General features: G+C 67.6%; 17 protein-coding genes, 1 tRNA gene and 1 pseudogene. 16 read left to right on the top strand and 3 right to left on the bottom strand.

Annotated elements, in window-relative coordinates:
• Positions 1 to 298: 298 nt before the first annotated feature.
• Together DID99_RS23370 and DID99_RS23365 are read left to right on the top strand one after the other, a co-directional pair.
• The gene (locus DID99_RS23370) at positions 299 to 1,129 is read left to right on the top strand and encodes an undecaprenyl-diphosphate phosphatase (protein ID WP_124487597.1); all 831 of its coding nucleotides are present in this window, start codon (positions 299 to 301) and stop codon (positions 1,127 to 1,129) included.
• A 189-nt stretch (positions 1,130 to 1,318) separates the two neighbouring features.
• Positions 1,319 to 1,395, top strand: a tRNA-Arg gene (locus DID99_RS23365).
• A 6-nt stretch (positions 1,396 to 1,401) separates the two neighbouring features.
• Here the strand turns inward: DID99_RS23365 and DID99_RS23360 are convergent.
• Positions 1,402 to 1,839 (bottom strand): hypothetical protein, encoded by a 438-nt coding sequence (locus DID99_RS23360; protein WP_124667601.1) that lies wholly within the window; start codon positions 1,837 to 1,839, stop codon positions 1,402 to 1,404.
• Between the two features lie 422 nt (positions 1,840 to 2,261).
• On the opposite strand from DID99_RS23360, the gene DID99_RS23355 reads away from it, so the two are divergent.
• From DID99_RS23355 to DID99_RS37365, 7 genes and pseudogenes are all read left to right on the top strand, one after another.
• Positions 2,262 to 2,786, top strand: coding sequence for a hypothetical protein (locus tag DID99_RS23355; protein ID WP_235879376.1), 525 nt, complete (start codon positions 2,262 to 2,264; stop codon positions 2,784 to 2,786).
• A 524-nt stretch (positions 2,787 to 3,310) separates the two neighbouring features.
• The gene (locus tag DID99_RS23350; RefSeq protein WP_124667600.1) at positions 3,311 to 3,505 is read left to right on the top strand and encodes a hypothetical protein; all 195 of its coding nucleotides are present in this window, start codon (positions 3,311 to 3,313) and stop codon (positions 3,503 to 3,505) included.
• Positions 3,506 to 3,562: 57 nt separating this feature from the next.
• A complete protein-coding gene (locus DID99_RS23345) occupies positions 3,563 to 3,775 on the top strand; it encodes an MbtH family NRPS accessory protein (RefSeq protein WP_044844873.1) in 213 nt (70 codons plus the stop codon).
• A gap of 20 nt (positions 3,776 to 3,795) precedes the next feature.
• Entirely contained in the window at positions 3,796 to 5,001 is a 1,206-nt protein-coding gene (locus DID99_RS23340) for a hypothetical protein (protein ID WP_148094680.1), read from the top strand.
• Positions 5,002 to 5,013: 12 nt separating this feature from the next.
• Positions 5,014 to 5,676 carry an ABC transporter ATP-binding protein gene (locus tag DID99_RS23335; RefSeq protein WP_185733811.1) on the top strand — a complete coding sequence of 221 codons (663 nt, stop codon included), beginning with the start codon at positions 5,014 to 5,016 and terminating at the stop codon, positions 5,674 to 5,676.
• 18 nt (positions 5,677 to 5,694) lie between these two features.
• Positions 5,695 to 5,880: pseudogene (locus DID99_RS23330) on the top strand (hypothetical protein); the annotation flags it as partial.
• 195 nt (positions 5,881 to 6,075) lie between these two features.
• Complete coding sequence (locus tag DID99_RS37365) at positions 6,076 to 6,240, top strand: hypothetical protein (protein WP_185641377.1); 165 nt, start codon at positions 6,076 to 6,078, stop codon at positions 6,238 to 6,240.
• A 125-nt stretch (positions 6,241 to 6,365) separates the two neighbouring features.
• On the opposite strand, the gene DID99_RS23325 is transcribed toward DID99_RS37365, so the two are convergent.
• Positions 6,366 to 6,560 (bottom strand): hypothetical protein, encoded by a 195-nt coding sequence (locus DID99_RS23325; protein ID WP_124523492.1) that lies wholly within the window; start codon positions 6,558 to 6,560, stop codon positions 6,366 to 6,368.
• Complete coding sequence (locus tag DID99_RS23320) at positions 6,523 to 6,936, bottom strand: hypothetical protein (protein WP_124667597.1); 414 nt, start codon at positions 6,934 to 6,936, stop codon at positions 6,523 to 6,525. The genes DID99_RS23325 and DID99_RS23320 overlap by 38 nt, the downstream gene beginning before the upstream one ends.
• Before the next feature lie 101 nt (positions 6,937 to 7,037).
• On the opposite strand from DID99_RS23320, the gene DID99_RS23315 reads away from it, so the two are divergent.
• The 7 genes from DID99_RS23315 (at position 7,038) to DID99_RS23285 (ending at position 24,209) form a co-directional block, all read left to right on the top strand.
• Positions 7,038 to 7,232, top strand: a complete 195-nt coding sequence (locus DID99_RS23315) for a hypothetical protein (protein WP_044844870.1) — start codon at positions 7,038 to 7,040, stop codon at positions 7,230 to 7,232.
• Positions 7,233 to 7,385: 153 nt separating this feature from the next.
• Positions 7,386 to 8,663, top strand: a complete 1,278-nt coding sequence (locus tag DID99_RS23310; RefSeq protein WP_185733810.1) for an HlyD family secretion protein — start codon at positions 7,386 to 7,388, stop codon at positions 8,661 to 8,663.
• An 11-nt stretch (positions 8,664 to 8,674) separates the two neighbouring features.
• On the top strand, positions 8,675 to 10,897 hold the full coding sequence (locus DID99_RS23305; protein WP_124667595.1) for a peptidase domain-containing ABC transporter: 2,223 nt from the start codon (positions 8,675 to 8,677) through the stop codon (positions 10,895 to 10,897).
• Positions 10,898 to 10,900: 3 nt separating this feature from the next.
• Positions 10,901 to 12,328 carry a TolC family protein gene (locus tag DID99_RS23300; protein ID WP_124667594.1) on the top strand — a complete coding sequence of 476 codons (1,428 nt, stop codon included), beginning with the start codon at positions 10,901 to 10,903 and terminating at the stop codon, positions 12,326 to 12,328.
• Positions 12,310 to 13,914, top strand: coding sequence for an acyltransferase domain-containing protein (locus DID99_RS23295; RefSeq protein ID WP_124667593.1), 1,605 nt, complete (start codon positions 12,310 to 12,312; stop codon positions 13,912 to 13,914). The genes DID99_RS23300 and DID99_RS23295 overlap by 19 nt, the downstream gene beginning before the upstream one ends.
• Before the next feature lie 75 nt (positions 13,915 to 13,989).
• Entirely contained in the window at positions 13,990 to 20,034 is a 6,045-nt protein-coding gene (locus DID99_RS23290) for an SDR family oxidoreductase (protein ID WP_124667592.1), read from the top strand.
• Entirely contained in the window at positions 20,031 to 24,209 is a 4,179-nt protein-coding gene (locus DID99_RS23285; protein ID WP_124667591.1) for a cytochrome P450, read from the top strand. The genes DID99_RS23290 and DID99_RS23285 overlap by 4 nt, the downstream gene beginning before the upstream one ends.
• Positions 24,210 to 24,218 lie beyond the last annotated feature (9 nt).

Genomic DNA, 24,218 nt, shown 5'->3' with positions numbered 1-24,218 from the left:
AATGGCAATGGGAATCGCACTGTTCGGCATGTTCACCGGCAGCACGGTATTGTTTTTCTATCAGCTCGGCCGCTGACGGCAATTTCTGCCGGAATCGCAAGGCCCGCCATGCAAATGGCGGGCTTTTTGCTTTCTGCGCGCTTACAAATTGCAAGCGTTTGTGTGCATTGCCGCAATAACCAGTCAAATGCCTTGGCGCAGTAATCTGGGCTGGGCATAATCGGGGCGCGTTTTTTTCGGACGCGCGATGCGTCGTCCGCTCTTCTACCCGACTGATCACCACCAAAAGGACCGACGCGTGAGTCTCTGGTTTCTGGTATTCCTGAGCGTCCTGCAGGGCGTCACCGAACTCTTCCCCGTCAGCAGTCTCGGCCACACGCTGCTCGTGCCCGCGCTGTTCGGCATGCACATCGACAAGCATGCGCCGCAGTTGCTGCCGTTCCTCGTCGCGCTGCACCTCGGCACCGCGCTCGCGCTGCTGTGGTATTTCCGCGCGCGCTGGATCGCGCTGATCAGCGGCTTCTTCGCGCAGCTCGGCGGCCGCAAGAACGACGACGGGCACCTGATGTGGGCGCTGATCATCGGCACGATCCCGACCGGGATCGTCGGCCTGCTGCTCGAGAAGCGCATCGAGCGCGTGTTCCACGACCTGCGGATCGTCGCGATCGCGCTGATCATCAACGGCGTGCTGCTGTGGATCGGCGACCGGATCCAGCGCAGCCGTGCGCATCAACCGCCCGAAAAGATGACGTTCAAGCAGGCGTTCTTCGTGGGCCTGGCGCAGATCGGCGCGCTGATCCCGGGTTTCTCGCGCAGCGGGCTGACGATGATCGCCGGTAACGTGGCCGGGCTGACGGCGGAGAAGGCCGCGGAGTTTTCGTTCCTGCTCGGCACGCCGATCATTTTTGCCGCGGGCGTGCTCGAACTGCCGAAGCTGTTCCATGCGCGCGACCAGCTCGCGGATGCGCTGCTCGGCGGCGTGCTGACGGCGATCGCGGCTTATCTGAGCGTGCGGTTCCTGATGCGCTATTTCGAAGGGCGCGGGCGGCTGGCCTCGTTCGGCGTGTATTGCGTGATTGCCGGGGTGTTCTGTCTTGGCTGGTTCATGCTGCATCCGCAGCCGGTTTGAGGGGCGCGGTGCCGCCGGTCGCGCGTCGCGCGTGATGTGGCGCGATGATCGGGTATAATTTCGGGCTCGGCTTCATGCCGGGCCCGTTTCGTTTCGGGGCTTCGAGTTTTGGGGTGTGTGGTGGTGCTCGAAGCCTTCGCGTGGAATGCGGTCCGGGTTTTGTCTTGTCGCCGTGTCTTTTCCCCTCGACCGCCCTTAGCTCAGTTGGATAGAGCAACGGCCTTCTAAGCCGTAGGTCACACGTTCGAATCGTGTAGGGCGGGCCAATGGAATCAGTGCGTTAGCTGATATTTATTTTCAAATTTCTCATCCTCTGTCGGCGCGCTCGTGTGGGCAGCATGTAGGTGTTTGTAGTCAACCACGATCGCAACCAATCCATGTGAGACCGGCGGCTCACTCTGACAAGCATTTTTGACGGCGTCGTAAGCTGAAATGCCGAGCCGGTCGCACGACAAGATCGAGGCGTGGATGCTTGGTAGGCTGACCTCTGAATGGTTGGGATTCTGGCTGTAGTACGCGTGTGCGACTTCCCGGAATCTGCCGCCGTGCGATTGGAGCACCTCATTGCGACGCACCGACACTTCGACCGAATCCGCGCCGAACGTCGCGACCTTCTCGGCTATCGCAATCGAGGTTGCGGACCATTGCACCGCCGCTCCGCCATTCACGCCGACCTGTACCTTGGCGAACTTGAGGTTGTTCTGAAACATATCGCATCAACGATGCACCTTCGATGGTGAACGAAAGCGCGACGACTGTCGGCGCATTCGTATTGGACACTGGTGTTCCCGTGGTCCGCTGGTCGAATTTCCCGCACTCAGTCAATAGTCCAATGGCTACGCACGCCAATGTCATTGTCCTCATGCTTCCCCGAGATGTCGTTATTGTGTTGATTTGAAATTGTGAGGCGCGCTGCAGGGGGCCGATGTTCGGCGACACCTATAGATTGAAGCTACTGCTGCCGTTAACCTATTCGAGCTATCTCCTTTAGCGGGATGGCTTACAAAATGAATGAGTTACGGGGAATGCTATGCGATGGATCAAATCACTAACCGCTCTTGCAGTGGTTAGTCTGTGTTCGGGTTGCGCTTATAACGTGCAAGTGTCGTCCCAATCAGGGGCTGCTGAAGTAATGAGCACCAAGGTCAAGCAGGACAAGGCGTATGTGGTGTTCAGTGACAACCTAGCGACTGCCGGGAAGGAGGTGAAGCCGGGGTTCCAGTGCGGCGCTCACCGATACCCCATGTATATCGGAGAGACCCTCGAAAATTCCTTGTCGAAGACGGTTGAAGCGGCCTTTCCTCACGCGGTCAGGAACGGCGGTGCAATTCCCACATTGGGTGACGGACTGGTTTTCAAGTTCGACCTCGCTGAGTTCGACCCGCGCGTCCGTTTTACCCCCGGCTTCTTCGTCCCGACAGCAGATGCGAACGTAGACATAGCAATTCGCGCCCGCGTATCTGATAAGGCGGGTAAGGAACTGATTGCGACGACGTTTCGCGGACAGGGACATTCGAGTCAAGATGGGTCTTGCGGCGTAGGTGCAGACGCGTTGGCGGACGCCGGACAGAAGGCAATCGCGAATGCGATGGAGAATTTCGTGGACAAGGTCATCAATACCGGAATCCTTGATTCGTCAACGACGGCGAGCAAATAGCCATTCGACTTGCGATCCCTCTTGATTGATAGATCGCGGTTGCGCCAATTGAGGCTTCGGGCGGTGACGGGAAACGTATCCCCATCCCGCCCCTTGCTCGGAGTCTGTCAGTCTAGCCTCAGAGCGAAGTTGTCGGCTCGCAGGTGCATATACCGCCGCAGCATGGCAAGCGTCTTGTGCCCGGCGATACTGGCAACTTCCATGATGTTCAGTCCGTGTTCAAAAAACGGCTTGTCGCTTCGTACCGGGCGCGTGCCCGCTGCGTGGGCCGACGGAAAGCCCGCCCGAACGCGTTAGCGGTTAGCCGCTTGACGAGGCAGTTTCTCACCGGTGCCGAAGTACAAGTCCGCCGAGGATGATGTCATTCCACCAAAGTTGCATGGAAAGAGCCGCTACTTGGTCCTTGGCGTTAGTGACCATCGCTGCAACTTTGTCGAGCATTGCGGCATCCGTCGGCGGCGTTGACTCATCAAGTTCCTACTTTCGCCTGAAGGCGAGAATAACGGGCAGCATGGTGGTGCTGCATGTCCGTAGGCATGCAATTTTTCAAGATAAAGAAAATGCGCGCCATTATCGAGCGCCATATGACATCGCGTGGCAAATGTGCGCGCGCATTATGGAAATGCCTGAACCTGAGGTTAGGGTTGTCCGATCTCGAAAAGAGCGGAGAAAGCGAGCCCGATGCACACGCGGGCCGTACAGTTGCCATTCAGGCGTGAAATAATCTTTGTTCAAAAACGAGAACAGTTTTCTGAGAGAACAACGAGAAACGCAGCATGAAGGAAATCGAAAGCCAGCGCCATGAGGCCGTGACGAATCAGGAGGGGCAGTATTCGATCTGGCCGACTTCTACGGAGATTCCGTCCGGCTGGAAAAAGGCCGAATTCGGCGGCACCCGGGAACCATGTCTCGACCACATTCGAAGCGCCTGGACCGACATGCGTCCGCTGAGCGTGCGTCAGGCGATGGCAGGCGAGGGAGCCGCGTGAACGCCGCGAGGCAGGCCGGCTTGCCGGCCGCGAACGTGCGGGCATCGAGGACGCTGATAGGTTGGCGGATGAAGGCCTATTCGCGTGCGGTCGCGCAGGCTGTCGCGCGTCATGCGAAGACGCTGGCGATCATCATCGGCATCTTCGTGTTCGGACTGCCGTTGAATGCGCAACTCGACCTGCTCGGCATGCCGATGAAAGTGTTGTTGGCCGAAAACGCAACCGGACTCGGCGTGGCGTCGGTGCTGACGACCATGTCGATGCTGGCCGCCGCGTCGGTGGCCGTGCAGGGCGATACGGTGTTCGGTGGCGCCGCGCGCCGCTGGAGCGCGAGTTTGCCGGGCGGGATCGTCGCGCATCGTGCGGCCGATTTCATCGTGACGGGCGCTGCCCTGTGGCCGTTCTGGATCATGCTTGCCGCGGCGATTGCGCGACACGTGCTGGGCGCGCGCGACATCGTGACCGGCCCAACCTTTGCGCTGGTCGTCGCGACGCTTGCGCTCGTCTGGACGGGCGCGCCGCTCGCGCTGCTCGCACGTTCGCGCGCGGCGTTGGCGGCGGTGTTCGCGGCCAACGCATCGTTGTGGATCGCACTTCGCTTCGGCGGCGCAGGGACGGCCTGCGCGGCACTTGCCCTGGCGTGCGGCGTTGTCGCGCTGTGGCGCGCGCGACTAGACGCGTTCGTCGAGCGCGAACAGCACGGAGCGACGTTGCTCCGCGGCGGGAGTCCGTTCGAACTCGTTCGTGCGGTAATGGTGAACGTCTACGGCCATTCGCTGCGGCTGGGCGGCTTGATGCTGGCCGTGCTGGCCATGATCTGCGGATGGATCGTCTCGATGCCCGACTATCTGTCGCGACATTGGGGCATCGTGAACGTGGTGCTGCCGTTCGCGCTGTACCAGATCGCGATCCTGCACGGGTGGATGCGAGACGAATCGGTCCGGCTGACCAGCTGGCTGGGCAGCTTGCCACGCGCGATTGCGCGCTTCAATCGGGCGGCGGCGATGAGCATCGTGGGGCTGTCGAGTGCGTATGTGCTGGCGATTTGCGTGCCGTTCGCAATTGCAACCGACGAAGGCCGTCGCTACGCCATCGTCTTTGCGTGTTATGCCGGCCTCGCCACCGCATTGGCTGCATGTCGCTGGTGGGGCGCGAGGGCGTCTCGAATCGTCGACATGTTTCTGACGGCGGGCTGTGCCATCGCTTGCTACGGCATGCTGAAATAGATGGAAAACGACATGAGCATCTTGAGAGTAGCGGGGCTGGGCAAGCGATATGCCGGACGGACGATCTTCAGCGACGTCGAATTGGAACTGCAGGCAGGAGTCTATGCGCTGAGAGGCAAGAACGGCAGCGGCAAATCGACGTTGCTGAAATTGCTGGCAGGCGTGGTTCGGCCTGACGCGGGTGTCGTCGAAGTGGGCGGTCACGCGATCGACCGTGCAGCGGACAAGGCCAAGGCCTGTACTGGCTACATGCCGGACAGTGAGGAGTTCTACGATTTCGTGACACCATCGTCGGTATGGCGGCTGATTGCCGATGCGCGGGGGACGAATCTCGAGCAGGGTCTGGTGACGGCCGACCGCCTTGGGTTGACGCGATACGCCGACGAACCGCTTGGCGCGCTGTCGCAGGGAACGCGCCGCAAGGTATTTCTGGTCGGTGCGTTCATGGGCCCTCCGGCCCTGATACTGCTCGACGAACCGAGCAATGCACTCGATGCCGCCGCACATGCGCAGCTGTGTCGGATGATTGCGGCCGCGGCGCCGACGTCGGTCGTGCTGATGTCGACCCACGACGCGGAACTGGTCGCCGCGACCCGCGCGCGCATCCTCGAACTGACGGCACACGGTATCGTCCTGTCGAGACCGTCGAACGTTGTGATGCATGTGGAGCAGTGATGACGGGACCGGCGCGACGCGCATGACGCGCCGCGCTTCCCGGCGCCGTGGGCCGCACGCCAGGATGGCTGCTCGGACGACGACTTTCGCGGCTACATCGGCAGGATCGAATCGGCGGCCCCGTGCAGGTTCGGCGAGACGCCGCTGTCGTCGCAGCGCAAGTACCTGCTGAAGCAGACCGCGAGCACGGCGTTCGCGAAGATCTGCCGTTTCTCCTGTCGCGTCACGGGATACACGTGCGCTCCCGGTGCGTTGCACATTCTGCAGAAAATGCGAATGTCCCCCGGATGCCAAAGTGTTTTCGCGGAATAGCCCTTCCGCGGCACAGCGTCGGCCACGGATACTGACAGCCATACACGTTCCGCATTCGCGGACGCCACACCGATCCCTGCATGATCGATGCCGCGGACACCGGACGACTATGCGACGCCGCTCGGCGGCGTCGGCGAGCCGGGGCTGCCGCCGGTCGCACCGGCGCTGACCGACGCGATCCTCGCGGCGACGGGCACGCGCATCCGCAGCCTGCCCGTCGCGGACCAGCTCGCGAAGCCGAAAGCGGCGTGATGCCGTGCTGCGCGCCGGGCCGTCCGCAAGGCCCGGTGCGTATATTCGCCCGCGCGCCCGCCGTTGCGTGCGGCCCGTTCATGCACTCTGTTTGCATATCAATTCGACGGATTCCATCGGGCCGATCAGCCGCCACGACAATCACTTTCCGGCATCAACTGCGGGAATTCAATCTCGACATTTGCGCCCAGAATTCCACCTGAAAATAGAATCAATAGCCCTCTGATATCGGGTTTGCCCGATGGTGCGGTATCGTACAAAGAGGGGCCGGAAAGTGTCGGATCATTGGCCCGTGAATTCATTTTTTGTAAGAAATTCATTGAGCAAAACCTGACGCGGCTCAATCATTTCTTGAGGGTTGATTGGGCGGCTGGTAATCGGTGCGTATCTGATTTTTTGCTGATTATCGGGCAAGTATTCATTCGCGTTTTCATTCTTTTGTTCCGCGACGTGCATGGTGCCGTGAGGTCCACGCATGGGGTGTCTGCTCGTCTGCAGATTGAAGTCATCGAACCGGATGCCGGGCGGCGCGAGGATTAATTGCATATCGACAAACAGCCGGTTTGTCGAATGCTGATCGATCGTGAGGGCGTTGCGAAAGAATTCATCGCGATATTCTATCCGATGGGACGTCGCACGCCATCTGGCTGGAATGATCGATGAAATACAAGCGGACGATGGAGTCGTTTCGTTCATAAATTTAACATATTTAACGTATTGATCTACGTCGCGATTCGCGGCGTGGTTCGATGCCCCGCTAGATGGGTTATCTAGCATTCTCAATCTGGAGAAACGCAATGCAAGAACTGAATCAGCAGGAAATCGCACAAGTTTCCGGCGGCTACTACGGCGGCGGCTCGATTTTCGACACGCTGGGCAACGTGGTCGAGCTGTACGGCCAGACGCTCTACAACGTCGGCGAAGCGCTGACGACGGCTGTCGTGGGCACGGGCAACGCACTGCTCGGCCTGCTGGGCGGTCAGCACGCGTAAGCCGAACGCGATTTCCGTGCGATGGCGCGCGTTGCGCCGCCATCGCGTGAATCGCGGGGCCGCCGCGGCACCGGAGCGGGGTGCCGCGGCGATCTTCCCGGGCAACCGGAACGCATCCCGTCGAACCCAATTGACAGTCAGTCATCCCGTATCTTGACGAACCCGACTTCTCTCTTCCGGCACGAAGCACAACAGGCGCAGCGCGCCGGCGCGCTGGGCGAGATCGTGCTGGTGCGCCCCGTGTCGCTGACGCTGCTGGCGGCCGCCGCGGTCGCGATGGCCGCGTGCGTGCTGCTGTTCTTCACGTTCGGCACCTACATGCGTCGCACGACGGTCAGCGGCGTCGTGATGCCGGATGCGGGGCTGGTGAAGGTCTATGCGCTGCAGCCGGGGATCGTCGTCGCGCGCGACGTGAAGGAAGGGCAGCACGTCGCACGCGGGCAGACGCTCTATACGGTGTCCACCGACCTGCAGAGCGCGGCGCAAGGCGCGACGCAGGCCGCGCTGATCGCGCAGGCGCGGCAACGCAAGGCGTCGCTGCTCACGGAAATGGACAAGACACGCAGCCTGCAGCAGGACGAACGCGCAACGGTGCGCGCGAAGATCGCGAGCCTGGGCGGCGAGCTTGCGCAAATCGACGATCAGCTCGCGGCGCAGCGGTTGCGCACGTCGATCGCGGCCGACGGCGCGAAACGCTATCGCGGCCTGCTGGCCCAGGACTACATCTCGAAGGATCAGGCGCAGCAGCGCGAAGCCGACCTGCTCGACCAGCAGTCGAAGCTGAACGGGCTGCTGCGCGAGCGTGCGTCGACGGCGCAGTCGCTGACGGAAGCGAACAACCAGTTGGCCGGCCTCGACCTCAAGCAGCAGAACCAGCTCGCGCAGATCGACCGCAACGTGATCGACGTCGACCAGAACCTGATCGAAAGCGAGGCGAAGCGCCGGATCGTCGTCACCGCGCCGGAAGCGGGCGTCGTGACGGCGGCGATCGCCGACGTCGGCCAGTCGGTCGATACGTCTAGGCCGCTCGCGAGCGTGGTGCCGGGCGGCGCGCGCTGGCAGGCGCACCTGTTCGTGCCGAGCACGGCGATCGGCTTCGTGCGGGTCGGCGAGCCGGTGCTGGTCCGCTACCAGGCATTTCCGTACCAGAAATTCGGCCAGTATCGCGCCGAGGTCGTGTCGATCGCGCGCACGGCGCTGTCGGCGGCCGAACTCGCGAACGACGGCGGCCCGGCGGCGACGCCGGGCGAGGGGCGCGACGCGACCTTCTATCGCGTGATCGTCGCGCTCGATGCGCAGCACGTCACCGCGTATGGCGCGCAGCAACCGTTGCAGGCGGGCATGACGCTGCAGGCAGACATCCTGCAGGAGCGCAGGCGCCTGTACGAATGGGTGCTGGAGCCGCTTTACAGCCTCACCGGCAAACTCTGACGAGGTCGCGCATGGCACTACTCGATCGACTCTCGTTCGGCCTCGGCCGCCAGCTGCCGATGATCCTGCAGACGGAGGCCGCGGAATGCGGGCTCGCGTGTCTCGCGATGGTGGCCGGCTATCACGGCCATCACGTGGATCTCGCGACGCTGCGCGGGCAATTCCCCGTTTCGCTGAAGGGCGCGGGGCTCGGGCGCGTGATCGAGGTCGCGCAGCGCCTCGCGCTCGGCACGCGCGCGGTAAAGCTCGATCTGGCGCAGCTCGGCCAGCTTCGCCTGCCGTGCCTGCTGCACTGGAATTTCAACCACTTCGTCGTGCTGAAGGAAGTGAGCGGCAAGACCGCGACGATTCATGACCCGTCGCACGGCATCCGCAAGGTGCCGCTCGCCGAAGTGTCGCGCGCCTTCACCGGCGTCGCGCTCGAACTGTGGCCGGCCGCCGGGTTCGCGCCGCGCGCGGCGCGGCCGGCGGTGAAGCTGCGCGAGCTGCTCGGCCCGGTGTCAGGGCTGTCGCGCTCGCTCGCGCAGATCCTCGCGCTCGCGATCGCGCTCGAAGTCTTCATGCTGGTGCAGCCGTTCTTCCTGCAGTGGGTGATCGACGAGGTGATCGTCAGCGCCGATCGCGACCTGCTGACGGTGCTGGCGCTCGGCTTCGGTCTGTTGCTGCTGATGCAGCAGGCGACCGGCACGATTCGCGCGTGGGCGCTGATGTACGTCGGCGTCACGCTGAACATCCAGTGGCGCGCGAACGTGTTCACGCACCTGTTGAGCCTGCCGGTGCGCTACTACGAACGGCGCCATCTCGGCGACGTCGTGTCGCGCTTCGGTTCGATCGACACGATCCAGCAGACGCTGACCACGTCGTTTCTCGGCGCGGTGATCGACGGGCTGATGACGATCGTGACGCTCGCGATGATGTTCGTGTACAGCCGCGTGCTCGGCCTGGTCGCGCTGGCGACGATGGCGCTGTACGCGCTCGTCCGGTGGCTGTGGTACGGACCGCTGCGGCGCGCGACCGAGGACCAGATCGTGCACGCGGCCAAGCAGCAGAGCCATTTCCTCGAAACGGTGCGCGGCGTGAAGACGATCAAGCTGTTCAACCGCCAGACGGAGCGCCGCGCGAGCTGGATCACGCTGCTGGTCGAGCAGGTCAATGCGAGCCTGCACGTGCAGAAGCTGCAGATCTTCTACCAGCAGCTCAACGGCCTGCTGTTCGGCATCGAGAACGTGCTGATCATCTGGCTCGGCGCGCGCATGGTGATGGACGGCCAGTTCACGGTCGGCGTGCTGATGGCGTTCAACGCGTACAAGAACCAGTTCGACAGCCGTGTCGGCAGCCTGATCGACAAGTACTTCGAAGTCAGGATGCTGCAGCTCCAGGGCGAACGGCTGGCCGACATCGTGTTCGCGGCAAGCGAGCCGGACGCGAGCCTGCGCAACGTGCCGGGCGAGGCCGACGCGCTCGACGCTAGCATCGAGATCGACGCGCTGTCGTTTCGCTACGCGGAAGGCGAGCCGCTCGTGCTGGACGGCGTGAGCGCGACGATCGCGGCGGGCGAGTCGGTCGCGATCGTCGGGCCGTCGGGTTGCGGCAAGACGACGCTGATCGGCGTGCTGCTCGGCATCCACGAACCGACGGGCGGCACGGTGCGGATCGGCGGGCTCGACGTCGGCCGGCTCGGCGTCGAGCGGCTGCGCGCGCTGGTCGGCACGGTGCTGCAGGACGACGTGCTGTTCGCGGGCTCGATCGCGGACAACATCAGTTTCTTCGATCCGGACGCGGACCCGCGCTGGGTCGCCGAATGCGCGCGCGTCGCGGCCGTGCACGACGACATCGCCGCGATGCCGATGGGCTACAACACGCTGGTCGGCGACATGGGCACGGTGCTGTCCGGCGGGCAGAAGCAGCGCGTGCTGCTCGCGCGTGCACTGTACAAGCGGCCGGGCATTCTGGTGCTCGACGAAGCGACGAGCCATCTCGACATCCAGCGCGAGATGCAGGTCAACGCGGCCGTCACGCAGCTCGCGATGACGCGGCTGATCGTCGCGCACCGGCCGGAGACGATCGCGTCCGCGCAGCGCGTCATCATGCTGCAGGGCGGCAAGGTCGTGCTCGACCAGTCGACCGCCGCGATGCGCGCGGCGATGGCGGCAAGGATGTCCGCCGCTGCACCCGCCGCGCCGCAGCCGGCGACGCATGACGCCGGCGCGGCGGAACCGGTCGCGGGGCGCTGAGCGATGAAGCGTCCCCTCGCTACCGTGCTGGCCGTCGTCGCGCTCGCGGGGTCCGCGCCGCCGGCACGCGCGCAGCTGCTCGACGTGTACGGCACGCGCAATGACGTCGCGGCCACGCCGGCCGGGTCGATGGCGTCGGCCACCGCGTGCGGCGCACAGCCTGTCGACGCGCGGCCGCTCGCGCTCGAGGACGCGATCCTGCTGGCGATCTGCTCGCATCCGCAACTGAGCCGGACATGGTCGGATGCGCGCGCGGCGGCGGCCGAGGTCGGCGTGTCGAAGGCCGCGTACTGGCCGACGCTCAACGCGACGGCGGGTGTCGAGCGCGACAACCTGACGACGAACTACAGCGGCGGCTATTCGCAGGACCAGCGCAGCACCAGCCGCTACGGCATGCTCAACCTGAGCTGGGTGCTGTTCGATTTCGGCAAGCGCGGCGCGACGCTCGACCGTGCGCGCGCGCTGCTGCGCGCGGCCAACGCGGCGCACGACGATGCGCTGCAGAGCGTTTTCTACGATGCGGCGCAGGCGTTCTACGCGCTGCGCGACGCGCAGGCGGCACTCGCCGCCGCGCAGGCGGTCGAGCACGCGGCGCAGGAGAGCCTCGCCGAGGCGAGCGCGCGGCACGACGGCGGCGCGGGCACGCTCGGCGACGCATTGCAGGCGCAGACCACCTACCGCAAGGCGCTGCTCGATCGCGTGAGCGCGGAGGGCGACCTGCAGAGCGCGATCGGCACGCTCGCGACGACGCTGGGCGCCGACGCCGATACGCCGCTGCGCATCGCCGACGCGGAACCGTCGCCCGATCGCGACGACTTCACGCGCGGTGTCGCCGACCTGATCGCCGAAGCGAAGCGCCATCACCCGAAGCTGATCGCCGCGCGCGAAAAGCTCGAAGCGGCGCGCGACGAGGTGCGGGCGGTGCGCGCGCAGTCGTTGCCGACGATTTCGCTGACGGGCAGCGTTGCGCGCAACAACCCGTCCTACCAGCAGCAGGCGTCGTTTCTCCAGTTGCGGAGCAGTCACAGCAACTCGATCGGCATCCAGGTCTCGATTCCGCTGTTCGAAGGGTTCGCGTCGGGCTACCGGGTCGCGCAAGCGAAGGCGCAAGCGGACGCACAGGAAGCCGACGTGCGCAATACCGAACTGAAGGTGTCGCTCGACGTATGGAAGAGCTACCAGAGCCTGCAGACCGATACGACGAACCTGGACAACTCGCGGCATCTGCTCGATACCGCGCTGCATTCGCTCGACATCGCACGTGGCCGCTACAAGGCCGGCGTCGGCACGTTCACGGAATTGCTGAACGCGCAGTCGGCGCTCGCGGATGCGCGCCGGCAGCGTGTGCTCGCGGTGTCGAAGTGGCGGATCGCGAGACTGAAACTGGCCGAGAGCCTCGGGAGGTTGGGATTATGGAACGACGCGGGCTGAACGGCGCCGGGCCGGACGCGAGCGGCGCGCAAGCGCGCGGCTGCGCGTTCCTGTTCCCGGGACAGGGCGCGTTTTATGCGGGCGCGCTGCGGCAGCTGGGCCGCGAACACTCGAGCGTGCGGCTGACGCTCGACATGCTCGACGCGGTCGCGAGCGAGCGCCTCGGCCGCCCGCTGACGGGTGCGCTGTGGCGTGACGATGCCGGGCTCGACGTCTGGCTGCACGAAGCGCCCGATTTGCTGCAGCTCGGGATTTACGGCGCGTCGGTCGGGATGTTCGGCGTGCTGCGCGAGCGCGGCGTGACGCCCGACGTGCTGATCGGACACAGCTTCGGCGAGATCGCGGCGCTGGTGTGCGGCGGCATGTATTCGATCGAGCAGGGCGCGCGGATCGTCTGCGACCGGATTGCGTCGTTGCAGGCGGCGGCGCCGGCCGACGGGATGATGGCCGCGATCTCGACGGGTGCCGACGCGACGCGCGAGCTGATCGACGCGAGCGCCGTCACGCACGCGGTGCGCAACGTGTGCGTCGCGGTCGAGAACCATCCGTCGCAGACCGTCGTGTCCGGCCCGCGCGACGCGCTGGAGCGCTTCGTCGCGGCATGCGCGGCACGCGGCGTGACCGCACAGACGCTCAGGTCTCCGTATGGATTTCATCACCCCGATCTGGCCGGCGCGCGCGAACAGTTCGCCGCGCGGCTCGCCGCGTATCGGCACGGCCCGCTCGCGATTCCGGTGTATTCGCCGATCCTCGGCCGCCGCTACAGCGGCGCCGACGATCCGGGCGCGCGGCTCGCGTCGCATTTCGTGCTGCCGGTGCGGTTCGCCGATGCGATTCGCGCGGCGTGCGCGGACGGCATCGGGCGCTACGTCGAATGCGGCGCGCTCAACGCGTTGGCGCGCATCGTCGTGCGCATCGCGGGACCCGGCACGGTCAGGACGTTCGGCGGCCCGTCGAACGCGACCGAGGAATCGAGCGTCGTCACGACCATCACCCGTTATTTCCAGGAGGACAGCATCATGAAGGACGATATTCGCATCGGCAACGCCGGCTCCGGGTTCGACGCGTTCTGGCATGCGCGCGGACCGCACATCGTCGACTGGCTCAAGGGCGAGCTGCGTCACGCGTTCGATGCGGCGAGCACGGCGCCGGCCGGCGCCGCGCCGGTCGCGGCACCGACGCTCGCCGCATTGGCACCGCAGGCCGAGCCGCTCGGCGCGTCCGCGCCGCGCCTGGCGGCGGTGGCCGTGGCCGCGCCGACCCTGACGGCGGTGCCGGCGCCGTCGGCGCCGCACGAACCGCTCGCCGCGGCGAAGCCCGCCCACGTGCCGCGCGAGCGGCTGTTCACGGAGCTCGTCGATATCTACGCGCAAGCGATGGAGTATCCGGCCGAGGTGTTCTCCGAAACGATCGAACTCGAAGCCGAACTCGGCATCGATTCGGTCAAGCAGACCGAGATCATCCAGCGCATCACCGCGCGCTACGCGCTGCCGCCGCTGCCGGCCAATTTCCGTAGCGGCGATTTCAAGGCGATGGGGCAGATCGTCGATTTCGTCTACGAGAACCAGGGGAAGGCGGCCGCCTGACGGCCGTGGGCTGAAACGTTGGTCGGCAGGGGGGGCCCTGCCCGTAATGACAAGTTCTCGATAGGCAGGCGATCCATGTCGAATACCAGCATGCGCGGCAAGCTCGTTCTCGTGACGGGCGGCGCGAAAAACGTGGGCAAGGCCATCTGCAGGCGTTTCGCCGAGCAGGGCGCGCACGTGATCCTGAATTTCTTCCACTCGCTCGACGCGTCGAAGCAGACGGCCGACGAACTGCGCGCGCTCGGCGCGACGGTCGACGTGATCCGTGCGTCGGTCGCGCAGCAGGCGCAGGTCGACCGGATGTTCGACGAGATCGAACGGCGCTACGGCCGGCTCGACGTGCTCGTCAACAATGCGGCGTCCGGTGCGCTGCTCGGCGTCGACGAGATCGGCGCCGAGCATTTCGATCGCGCGCTCGACACCAACCTGAAGGGCGCGTTCTGGTGCGCGCGCCGTGCCGCGGCGCTGATGGCGCGCTCGGGCGGCGGCGCGATCGTCAACGTGTCGTCGGTGGGCGCGACGCTCGTGCCGGCGAACTACCTGGTCGTCGGCACCGCGAAGGCGGCGCTCGAATCGCTGACGCGCTATCTCGCGGTCGAATACGCGGGGCGCGACATTCGCGTGAACGGCGCGTCGTCGACGCTGATCGACGGCGACGTCGCCGCGCAGTTTCCGGACCCGGAGAACACGAAGCGATCGAGCATCGCGGCGACGCCGCTGAAGCGGCTCGCACGCGCGGAGGACCTCGCCGATCTCGTCGTGTTTCTCGCGTCGGATGCGGCGCGCTGGATCACGGGGCAGGTGGTCGTCGCGGACGGCGGGCTGTCGCTGTGCAGCGAAGGGTTGTCGCCGCGCGCGGAATGGGCGGGCGCGGCGCGTGCCGAGGGCGCGGGCGAGGCGGCGCCGGCCGCGGCGCCGCCCGTCTCCGTGAACGCGCAGCGGGCCGATGGTCCCGCCGCGCCACCGGACGACGCGCCGGACAGCGACGACATCGCCGTGGTCGGCATGGGTCTCGCGTTGCCTGGCGCGAGCGATCCGGACGCGTTCTGGCGCGCGCTGCTCGACGGCCCCGAACTGTTCGGCAACGTGCCGCCGGATCGCTGGGATTACCGCTCGTTCTATTCGCCCGACACGTCGGCCGAGGACAAGAGCTATCAGTCGCGCTCGGTCTTCATCGAGCAGTTCGAGCCGTGCCCGACGGTGCGCGCCGAACTCGACGCGGGCACCGCGCCGCACGAGCTGACGACGCTGTGGCTGCGTCACGCACTGTGCCAGTCGCTCGACGGCGTGACGCTGCGTGACGCCGATCGCGTGGCGTTCCTCGTCGGCTACACGGCGGACGGCAGCCAGCATCTCGAGGAGGGGATGGTGCTGGCCGCCGCGCGCGAACGCCTGAACGCGGTGCTGATCGAGGCGGGCGTGGACGCGGCCGAGCGCGAGCGGCGCGTGGCCGCGATCGATGCGGTGCTGAGCGCGCGTTATGCGCGCGGCGCCGGCGATCTCGCGTCGTTCTTCCCGCACCGGGTCGGTCTGAACGCGATGCAAGGCGTGCTGCCGGACGACGCGCAATGCATGATGGTCGACACCGCGTGTTCGTCGTCGCTGTATTCGATCGATCTCGGGATCAAGGCGCTGCTGCTCGGCAAGCAGGACGTGGTTGCGTGCGGCGGCGCATTCGCGCTTGCGCCGCGCGGCTCGGTCCTGTTCTCGAAGCTGCACGGGCTATCGCGCAGCGGCGAGGTGCGGCCGCTCGATCGCGACTGCGACGGCGTGCTGTTCGCGGACGGCGCGGGCGTCGTGATCCTGAAGCGCGTCGCGCGGGCGCGTGCGGACGGCGACCGCATCCTCGGCGTGCTGAAATCGTTCGGCTCGTCGTCCGACGGCAAGGGCAAGGCGATCTACGCGCCGAATTCGGCCGGCCAGCGCATCGCGATCGACCGCGCGTATGCGCGCACCGCGACGGTGCCGGCCGACGTCGACTGGGTCGTTGCGCATGCAACGGGCACGCCGGCCGGCGATCTCGCGGAGTTCCAGAGCCTGCGCGACGCGATCCGGCGCGACCGCCCGGTGCAGGTGACGTCGAACAAGTCGCTGGTCGGGCATACGGGTTGGGCGGCCGGCGTCGTGTCGGTGATCCAGGTGCTGCTCGGGTTGCGCCATCAGGTGATCCCGCCGCAGCACCGCTTCAGCGAGCCGCCGCCTGAGTTCGACATCGCCGGCACGAACCTGCGGATTCCGGTGGCGCCGGTATCGTGGCCGGTCCGGCGTGAATCGGCACGCGTCGCGGCGGTGTCCGGGTTCGGCTTCGGCGGTACGAACGGTCACCTGATCGTGTCGGAATACCGCGCGGATCTGCCTGCCGGCGAGGCGAGCGGACGGTTCGAGCGCGAACCGCTCGCGATCGTCGGCTGGTCCGCGAAGTTTCCGGGCCTCGACGGCGACGCCCAGGTCGCCGCGTGGCTGCGCGGCGAAGGCCGTGGGCCCGACGCGAGCTTCGGAACCGGCTACCCGCTGCCGAGCTTCGCGCGCGTGAAGATGCCGCCGGCGGTGCTGCGCGCGCTCGATCGCTGCCAGCTGATGGCGCTCGACGCCGCGCACGACCTGCGCGAACGCCTCGGCACGTTCTGGCACGCGCATGCGGACACGATCGGACTCGTGATGGGGCACATGGGGCCCACGCGCAATGCGGCGCTCTACGCGAGCCGCTGCTATCTCGACGACATCGCGGCCGCGGTGCTCGACGCGACGCGGCCGGACGAACGCGCGGCGACCGAACGCGTGCTGGACGGCTTGCGCGAGGCGACGAAGCAACTCGTCGCGCCGACGACCGAGAATTCGTTTCCCGGAATGATGCCGAACGTGATCCCGGCGCGCGTCGCGAACTATCACGACCTGCACGGAATGAACATGACGGTCGATGCGGGCCACGCGTCGACGCTCGCGGCATTCGAGGCGGCCGAGCGTTTCCTGTGCAGCGGCGAACTCGACATGGCGATCGTCGGCGGCATCAACGGCAACTCGGCGGAAGAGGTGCGGCCCGCGTTCGGGCTGCCGCTCGCGGAGGGCATCGTGCTGTTCGCCGTCACGACGGTGCGGCGTGCGCACGCCGAAGGGCTGTCGGTGCTCGCGGTAGTGGGCGGCGGCGACGCGAGGGCTGCTGTCGAACCGGCTGCGCCGTGCGATGTGACGGGCCGCGCGGTCACGTATGCGGGGGCCGACTCGGCGATCGACGTGCTGCGCTCAATCGTCGCGCGCGATGCCGGCACGACGCTCACGCGCGACGGCGGCGGCGACCGCGCGCGCTACGCGCTGCACGTTGCATGTGAGCCGGCCGGCCCGCACGGGACCACGCCGCACGAGCCGCATCGCGACGCGCTGCGTGTGCCGCCCGCCGATGCGGCGGCGCCGGCCGCCGCGACCGCGGAACCGGCCGCATCGACAACCTCGGCGACCGCACCCGTTGAACCCGGCACCCTGATACCCGGCCCGCTGCGCCGGACCGGCGTCGCGGCCGACGGCGAGCCGCTCGGCGTCGCGCGTTACCGGATCGAATGGCGCGACGCGCCGTGGCGGCCCGCGGGCCGGTCAACACCGTTCATCGCGCCGCGCTGCGTGATCGTGACCGACATGCCGGACGCGCTGGCCGCACAGGCCGCACACGCCGATGCGGGCCCCGGCTGCGTGGCGCTGTCGACGCGGCCGTTCGCCACGCACCGGCCGGGCTGGCACTGGATCGAGCGGATCGACGCGGCGGCGCTCGATTTCCTGCCCGACGACATCGGCCACGTGCGCGTGCTCACGTCGCTCGACGCCGGCAAGCTCGCACCGGGCGCAGCAGCGCCAGCTGCGTCCGCGCGGCTCGCGCTGCACGACCTGGCGTTTCTCGCGATCAAGCGCTGCCATGCGGCACTCGAGCGCGACGGCAGCTTGATCGTATTGCTGCTCGACGCGCTCGCGGGCGACGTGCCGCATCCGGATGCCGGCCTGTTCACGGGCCTCGTGAAGGCGCTGGCGATCGAGATGCCGGAAGCGCGCCCGGTTGCCGTGCTGACCGATACGCGCGCGCTGGCGGACGCGCTGCGCGACGCGGAGCGGGAAAGCGGCGCCCGCCACTGGCTGCCGGTCGTCGCGCTGGGCGCCGGACGGCGCCGCACGCCGCGCGTGATCGCGGACGCGGGCGAACTGCGCGCGGACGAGCGGCTGTCGCTCGGCCAGGATTCGGTCGTGGTCGCGGTCGGCGGTGCGCGCGGGATCACCGGCGAGCTGATGAAGACGCTCGCCGCGCAGGTGCGCCCGACGCTGTACCTGATCGGCAGCAGCGCGCTGGACGCGATCGACGCGGAACTGCTCGCTATGGATGACGAAACGTTCGCGAAGAGCCGTCCGGACTACATCCGCCAGCAGAAGGCGCTGCATCCGCAACGGTCGTTGCCCGAGATCATCCGCGCCTTCGAGCGACGCGCTGACGCGCGCACGGCCTGCATGAACATCGAGGCGATGCGCGCGTTCTGCGGCGCGCACCGCGTGACCTACCTGCGCGCCGACGTGCTCGACCCCGACAGCGTGAAGGCGGCCATCGACACGATTCTCGCGCGCGAGCCGCGCGTCGACCTGCTGGTCAACGCGGCCGGACTGAACCGTTCGGCCTCGGTGCGCGTGAAGTCGCTGGACGATTTCGTCGCGGTGCGCGACATCAAGGTACGCGGCTACTGGAACCTGCGCCGCGCGTTCGGCGCGCGGCAGCCGCGCCTGTGGTGCAACTTCGGCTCGTTCATCGGGCTGACCGGGCAGGCGGGCGAAACCGACTACGCGTCGGGCAACGACTTCCTGAACACGCAGGCGTCGTATCACCGCGCGGTGCTCGGTCACGACGAATTCACGATCGGCTGGACGCTGTGGCGCTCGGTCGGGCTCGGCGCGAACCCGGTCACGCGCGCGTTTCTCGAGAAGAGCGGGCTGTTCACGAGCATGCGCACCGCGGAGGGGCAGCATCACTTCATGCGCGAACTCGGGCTCGGCGAGCGCGCGGCGATGTCCGTGCATCTCGGCGACGCCGAGCGACGCGCGATCGAAACGCACCTGCCCGGTTACTTCGACCTCGACGAAGGCGCGCCGGCCGCCGTCGCCGCGTCTCGCGATCCCGATTTCTATCTCGGCGCGGAACGCGCGCGGACCGACGACAGCGTGACGTTCGAGCGCGTGTTCGACCTCGAGCGCGACGCGTACCTGCAGCATCACGTCGTCAACGGCTTTCCGACGCTGCCGGGAACCTTCGTGCCCGAAGTGGCCGCCGAGGCCGCGCTGCGGCTCGTGCCGGGGCTCAAGGTCGTCGGCTTCGCGGACGCGGCATTCCTGCACTTCCTGCGTGTGTACGACGCGAAGCGGCCGAGCGTGAAGCGCATCCACGCGCGGATCGTGTCGCGCGACGGCGACGCGGTGCACGTGCGCGTGCGGATTTCCGGCGACGTGCTGGCGCCGGGCGGGCAGGTGCTCGTGCGCGACAAGCCGCACTTCGAGATCACCGTGCGCCTGGCCGACACCTACGCGCCGGCGCCGGTGTGGCACGAACCGGCAATGGCGACGTTCACGCCCGTCGCCGATCCGTATCACTTCGATGCGGCGCCGGTGCGGCTGACCGGCATGTTCGTGTCGACGACCGACACCGGCATGAGCGACGCGGGCAAGCAGGCGCGCTTCCGGCTGAACGTGCCGGACGGCGACCCGGTGTTCTCGCGCTTCGTGGTGCCGAGCATCCTGCTCGACGGGCTCGCGCGCGTGGCCGCGCTCGATCACGTCGCCGGCGACTACATTCCGCTCGCGGCGCCGATGTCGATCGGCCGCATCGATATCTACGAAGCCGGCAACGACTGCGAGCTGGCGAGCCGCCACACGTCGATCGCGCTGCGCGTGAGCCCGCGCGCGTTCGCGCTGGAAGGGCCGGCGAGCAGCGGCAACCGGTTCGTCGCGGTGCGCCCGGACGGCAGGATCCTGATGCAGATGCGCGACGTGACGGGCATCGTGATCGGCTATGTGCATCGCGTGACCGGCGCGTTCGCCGCGCGCGGCGAGATCGACGCGCAACTGGCCGGGCGCACGCCTTCCGAACAGGTGTCCGCATGAGCATGAAGCGACTCGCGCCCGGCCCGCGCGGCAGCGTCGTGATGGGCAACCTCGCGGCGTACAAGCGCAATCCCGTCACGATGCTGCTGAAGCTGCAGCAGCAGTACGGTGACATCGCGCGCAACCGTCTCGGCCCGTTCCTCACGCACGCGCTCGCGCATCCCGACGGCGTGCAGCACGTGCTGCAGGACAACCACCGCAACTACGTGCGCGGCCGCTTCTACGACAACTTCAAGATGTTCTTCGGCGACGGCCTGCTGACGACCGACGGCGAGTTCTGGCGGCGTCACCGCCGCGTGGTGCAGCCGCTGTTTCACCGCAAGCAGGTCGAGTCGCACACGGCCGCGGTCGGCGCTGCGGCGTTCGCGCTCGTCGAGGAGTGGCTCAGGCGGCCGGCGCATGCGCCGTTCGACGCCGTCGAGGAAATGATGCGCGTGAGCCTGCGCATGCTCGGGCTGATGCTGTTCAACGCGGACATCTCGCGGCATGCGGACGACGTCGGGCCGGCCGTGCGCTTCGGCATCGCGGCGATGATGCCGCAGGGCAACCTGAACGATTTCGTGCCGCGCTGGATGCCGACGCCGTTCAATCGCCGGATCGCGCACGCGCGCCGCGGGATCGACACGATCGTGGACGCGATCGTCGCCGAGCATCGTGCGGGTCGCTGCGACACGAGCGACGTGATCTCGCTGCTGCTCGCCGCGCGCGACCCGGACACGGGCGCGCCGCTGACCGAGCGCGAGGTGCACGACGAGGTGATGACGGTGTTTCTCGCCGGCCACGAAACCACCGGCAGCGGGATGGCGTGGGGGCTCTATGCGCTCGCGCAGCATCCGCAGGTGTTGCGCCGCTTGCGCGAGGAGCTCGATGCGGTGCTCGGCGGCCGCGCGCCCGATGCGGCGGATCTCGAACGCCTGCCGTACCTCGCGCAGACCGTCGACGAGATCCTGCGCCTGTACCCGCCGATCTGGGGCTTCACGCGCGATCTGGTCGACGACGACGAGATCGGCGGTTATCACGTGCCGGCCGGCTCGTCGGTGTTCATGTCGCCGTACGTCACGCATCGTCATCCGGCGCTGTGGGCGAACCCCGACGCGTTCGATCCGGAGAACTTCGGATCGCATGCGCCGGAGCGCCACAGGTACGCGTACTTTCCGTTCGGCGGCGGGATGCGCAAATGCATCGGCTACCAGACTGCGTTGCTGCAGATGCGCGTGCTGATCGCGGTGGTGGCGCAGCACGTCGACCTGAGCGCGGTGCCCGGTCATTCGCTCGACACCGGCGCGACGATCTCGCTGCGTCCGCGCGACGGGATCCGGTTGATCGCGAAGCCGCGCTTGCGCGAGCGGGTGTCCGCGGGGCAGGCCGGGGGGGATGCAAGCGCGCCGGCTGTCAGGACATCGGTGTGTCCGTTTACGGGCACGCAAGCGGTGGGGGCTACGTCGTTGCCGTTGCCATCACCATCACCATCGCTGTCGCCAACGCCAACGCCAACGCCAACGCCAACGCCAACGCCAACGCCAACGCCAACGCCAACGCCAACGCCAACGCCAGCGCCAGCGCCAGCGCCAGCGCCGACACCGACACCGACACCGACACCGACACCCGGTGCCGAGCAACCGGCGAGCGCGGCACCACCCACGCCCGTTCATTCCGCCGGCCCCACGCTGGCCCCGGACGTGCTGGCCTTTCTGCAACGCGACGCGATCGCGGACGACGCGCCGCAGCGCACCGACGCCACGCCGACGCACCGCTTCACATGGCGGCCGGTCGAGATCGAGCCACTGCCCGACCTGCCGGCGGCGGAGCTGAGCGGCAAGCGGATCGCGATCGTCAACGGCCGCGGTCGCACGGTCGAGCGCGTGGTGGCGACGCTCACGCGCGCCTGTGCGAAACCGGGCGTGTTCGCGCCGGCCGACGGCGTCGATCCGGCAGCCGCCGCGAGCGCGTTCGTCGCGCAGTCGGGGCCGTTCGACGGGGTCGTCGATCTCGGCGTCGAAGCGCCGTTCTCGCTCGACGCGCGCGATCAATGGGAAGCGCCGCTGCGCCGCACGGTCGCACTGCTGCAGGCGTGCTACGGCGACTGGTCGCAGGAAGAATCGACGTCGCGGCTGTTCTATCTGGCGCTCACCTGGCAGGACGGCCTGATGGGGCATGGCCACGGCCCGCTCGTGCAGCCGCTCGGCGGACTGTGGGCCGGCCTCGCGAAGACGCTGCCGCAGGAACTGCCGAACTGCAACGTGCGCGTGCTCGACATCGCGCCCGACGAAACGGGGCGCGTCGACCAGCTGGTCGCGCGCGAACTGTACCGCTGGGGACGCTTCGAGGTCGGCCACCGCAGCGGACGCCGCCATACGCTCGTCGCGACCCGCGACGATCTGCCGGCCGACGCGGCGCCCGACTGGGCGCCCGACGACGTCGTGCTGTTCTCGGGCGGCGCGCGCGGCATCGGTTTCCTGGCCGCGTGCGCGCTGGCAAAACGCCATCGCTGCACGGTGGTCGTCACCGGGCGCGATGCGTTGCCCGCCGGCGACGAGCCGTGGCTCACGCTCGACGACGCGGGCTTCAAGCGCTACGGGCTCGAGCAACTGCGCCAGGCGACGCCCGAGCGATCGCCGAAGGCGATCCGGGATGCGCTGCGGCAGCTCGAACGCCGCCGCGACCTGAAGGCGTCGCTCGACGCGGCGGCCGCGCTCGGCCTGCCAGTGCACTACCGCGTATGCGACGTGACCGACGCGGAGGCCGTGCGCACGCTGTGCGACGCATTCGGCGACCGGCTGCGCGCCGTGATCCACAACGCGGGCATCGATCAGCCGGTGCGCTTGCCGCGCAAGCGCGCCGACGAGTTCATCGGCACCGCGCGCGTGAAGGTGCTCGGCTTTCTCAATCTCTACGCGGCGGTGCGCAACCGGCCGCGCGTCGACTGTTTCGTCAACGTCGGCTCGCTGACCGGCCGCTGGGGCGGAATGACGGGCGAGACCGACTATGCGGCCGCGAACGAGGCGCTGGCGCGGCTCGGCTGGTGGGCGCGGCGCGACGCCGGCGAGCGCGTCGTGAAGACGATCGCGTGGCCGACCTGGGACGGCGTCGGGATGATCACGAACCTCGCCGTCACGCGGCGCTACGTAACGCCGATGCGAATCGACGAAGGCGTGCGCCACTGGCTCGCGGAACTCGCGGCCCCGGCGAATCCAGCGAATCCAGCGACATCCAACAGCGGCGAGCCGATGTACATGGGCGCGGTCGGCCGCGCACTGACGCCGATCCAGCTGCGCGGGTTCGACGCGGTGGAAGGCTTGCCGAACCTCGGCGAACTCGCGACGCGCCGGCATCACGCGGGCGCGCCGCGACGCTTCCGGCCGTTCGCTTGCTTCTCGACGCGCTATCGCACGGCCGGCGCACCGTACACGCATGCCTTCCGCGTCGACGGCCGCGCGGCCGTGCCGGCGTCACTGCTGCTCGAGCACGCGCGCGTCGTGGCCGACTGGGTCGCGCCGCCCGGCGGCGAGCGGGCCTGCCTGCAGGAAGCCGTCGACATCACGATCGCTCTCGACGCGCTCGCCGACGCGCTCGACGGCCATGGCGATCTCGCGCTCGACACCGACGTGAGCGGCCGCACGGTGGACGACGGCTGGCACGTGACGGTGCGCTGCGCGTCGCTTTCCGCCCGCGTGCTGCTCGATGCGACGTTCGTGTACCGCAGTCATCCACCCGGCGGCACGACCGTCGCGCTGCCGCGCGAGACGGAGGACGGCCCGGCCCGGCGGTCCGCACGCGCGAGCTGGCGCGACGACTTGTTGCCCGAGGCCCGATGGAGCGGCGGCATCGCGCAGGCGAAGGCCGCCGCCCCCGCCGCGCTGTGGGGTGTACAGGGTGTGCAGGGTGATGCAGGGCGCGTGCCGTGTCCGCAGCTGTGGCTGCCGGTCAATCACCTGGAAAACGTGCTGCGCGTGCTGCTCGGCGCGTGGCCCGCCGACGGCGAGCCGCCGCACGCATGGCGCATCGGCCGCATCGTGTTCGGCGCCGCGCAGGCGGGCGACGCCGACATGCTGCTGCGCTATCCGGACGATCGCTTCGCGATCGCGGATCGCGCGGGCGCATCGATCGCAGACCTGTACGACGCGCGGCTCGCCGGCGCGACCGACACGCAAGCCGTGACGGCGTCGGCTACTTGAACGGGAAGA

Origin of the sequence: Burkholderia sp. Bp8986 (assembly GCF_003854225.1) — a bacterium.
Taxonomy (GTDB): domain Bacteria; phylum Pseudomonadota; class Gammaproteobacteria; order Burkholderiales; family Burkholderiaceae; genus Burkholderia.
Note: the sequence above shows the minus strand (reverse complement) of the source record. Positions and strands in the feature narration are given on the sequence as shown.